General features: G+C 37.8%; 3 protein-coding genes and 1 pseudogene. All 4 read right to left on the bottom strand.

The window, feature by feature from the left end; translation table 11 throughout:
- A partial coding sequence (locus tag AC1DWN_RS31995; protein WP_477562882.1) for a sugar transferase occupies nt 1–546 on the bottom strand: 546 nt, incomplete at its 3' end.
- Nucleotides 547–581: 35 nt separating this feature from the next.
- Complete coding sequence (locus AC1DWN_RS31990; RefSeq protein WP_477562881.1) at nt 582–1,322, bottom strand: glycosyltransferase family 32 protein; 741 nt, start codon at nt 1,320–1,322, stop codon at nt 582–584.
- A gap of 13 nt (nt 1,323–1,335) precedes the next feature.
- On the bottom strand, nt 1,336–2,409 hold the full coding sequence (locus AC1DWN_RS31985; RefSeq protein ID WP_477562880.1) for an EpsG family protein: 1,074 nt from the start codon (nt 2,407–2,409) through the stop codon (nt 1,336–1,338).
- A pseudogene (locus tag AC1DWN_RS31980) lies at nt 2,406–2,593 on the bottom strand (glycosyltransferase family 2 protein); the annotation flags it as partial. The pseudogene AC1DWN_RS31980 and the gene AC1DWN_RS31985, both read right to left, overlap by 4 nt.

Below are 2,593 nucleotides of genomic sequence, written 5' to 3'. Positions count from 1 at the left end.
ACTTATTCCATCAGAACGAAGAACCTTACTAATGGTTAGAAACAAAATTTTTAAATCAAGTTGTAAACTACGATTTTCCACATACCAAACATCTAACGCGAACTTTTCATCCCACGAAATTGAGTTTCTCCCATTAATTTGAGCCCAACCAGTTATACCTGGCTTTACTAAATGTCGCTTTGCTTGTTCATCCGTGTACAGTGGCAAATATTCCATTAGCAGTGGTCTTGGTCCTACCAGGCTTAAGTTGCCTTTAACAACATTAATAAGCTGTAGAAGCTCATCCAAGCTATATTTACGCATAAACCTTCCCAGATTGGTCAGCCTGAGATGGTCCGGCAATATTTTTCCATAGCTGTCCTTCTCATCCGTCATCGATCGAAATTTGTACACATAAAAGGGAATCCCGTGCAGACCTGGACGCTGCTGTTTGAATACAATCGGTGTTCCTAGTTTGAGTCGTACTAATATTGCTGTCGTACAAATAATTGGAGATAGCGCAATCAATAGAGAACATGAAATAATAAGATCAAATATTCGTTTTATCATCATTCGGCTCCTAAATTTCAATCTGTTTTTATTTAGTTTGAATTTAGCTTTTCTCTCATTTTCGATATCACTTTTGGACCAACCAATCGGCTTATAATTCTTTTAATATCACCTCTGACTCGCACATGCGCAGGGAGCCAACTTTGTGCGAAATGATGAATCGTGTGACTTTCGTTTGTGATGAAATTTTCGCCATTTATATAGTCGTATGGACTAAAATAACTTCTCGGATAAAAGGTAACACCATTACTAAGCACCTGATACTCTCCGTTTAGTAATAAGCCATGCTTACTACAAATTTCTGTTATGACCGCTGTATTAGTCGTCAAATCATAGCTTCCGTCAGGACCTAAAAAGCTTCTTCCGTCATAATTTTCCATAAGCTCTTTTATCCATGAATGACCTGCTGCTGCCCCCATCGTCCCTGATTGAAGGTAAGTCTGGTCTTCAAATCCTGAGAAGGCTTCATGTTTCAGAAAAGGCGTAAGCGGCTTAATGACCTCAACATCCGTATCCAAATAGACACCGCCATAATGATAGAGCGCATATAATCGTACATAGTCACTTACGAATGCAAACTTACGGGCGTCGTATGCTTCTTTTACATAACGATTAGCGGACAGATCAAAATTATCCTCGTTCCACTCCATAAACTGATAATCATCTAGATGTTGTTTCCAGCTTTTCATACACTTCACGATCTTCTTCGGTTTCTCACCGCGTCCAAACCAACAATAATGCAGGATGCGTGGAATTTGCTCCACTTTGTCCACTTTACTACCTCCTTTAATTAAACCAACTCAAGTAATCACTTCTGTATTGTAATCCCAATGTAATTACATTCTCGAAATAGAAATAACATAAATAGAAAAATATTATTGCTATGTAGACTAGTTTCTGGTCTTTTGGACGAAACAATTTTACGAGCCACCCTAGCAAAACTAAATGATACAAACTAAAATAAATGCTCATCCTAGCAAAAATCCAATTTTGAGTAGAAATTATTAGTAAGACTAGTCCCAGAATAGATATATTCACAAATATATCGCTATCAGGAAAAATTTCCTTTAACTTGTTTCTTCCAAAGTAAACAATTATAAGCGGTACTGCATATACCAATACCCGAATTATACTTGCTCCACCTTCGTTGAAAGTCTTATATTCGCCATATTGGGTATCTTTTAAAGCAGCAAACAAAATGTCTGAGAAATAACTAAAACCCATAACAATGAGAACAGCCAATAGTAGGAAAGCAAAAGTTATTCCTGTCCAGGCTTTTCTTCGTACTATAAAATAGAGCGGCAGCATGATCAGCGCACTTTGATGCAATAACGAAGCAAACAAGACAACCAGCATATACGTTTTCCATTTACCTTCAACGAGCGATTTGGTAGCCGCAAACACAATGGCCGCTGCCAAAAATTGCCTAATACCATTCATTGAAACGATAAAGGCGCCAGATGTTATGTAAACAAATAAACTCAATTCATATAGTCTTGTATACTTATAGAGCACAATTACAATCAGTAGATTTGTTACCAAAGCAGTTGATAACACTAAAATTTGTGGATCATCAGAGATTTCCTTCAATAATATTTGTAAGATGTTAAATCCTAAATCTTTCCCCTGGATAACGGCTTGCCAACTAAAATCATTGACTTTGTACGAGTGCATATAGAAAAATGTGTCACCAATATTGTTACGCAGCCCTGCTACCAACGCTAAAGAAAACCCGGCTATCGCTGCTAAGATCTTATTCGGTTGGATATATGCTGCTTCCACTACAGCAGGAGCAGCGAAATATCTGGCCATAAGGGACATCGCGAACACGAAAACCAGTGTAAGCCATAACATCGTCATCTTTCCGTTCCCTTCATAACAGTAGCTCTACTTGTATTCTGAATATAGCAGTAAAGTAACACCCCAAACGGAATCGCGATAAGGGTAATCGACTTACGCGGTGAGTCGAGTAAGAATTTTCTATTTTTAATCATCATGCTGCTTGATACATAATGTATAGCTTCTCTTAACTTTCCTTTATAGG

This window comes from Paenibacillus sp. P4_A7 (genome assembly GCF_056402455.1).
This window is presented reverse-complemented; position numbering and strand designations above follow the sequence as displayed.

Bases quoted from the DNA above. Each gene is read 5' to 3' on its own strand.
- AC1DWN_RS31985 (WP_477562880.1), bottom strand. From the start codon at position 2,409: ATGACGATGTTATGGCTTACACTGGTTTTCGTGTTCGCGATGTCCCTT.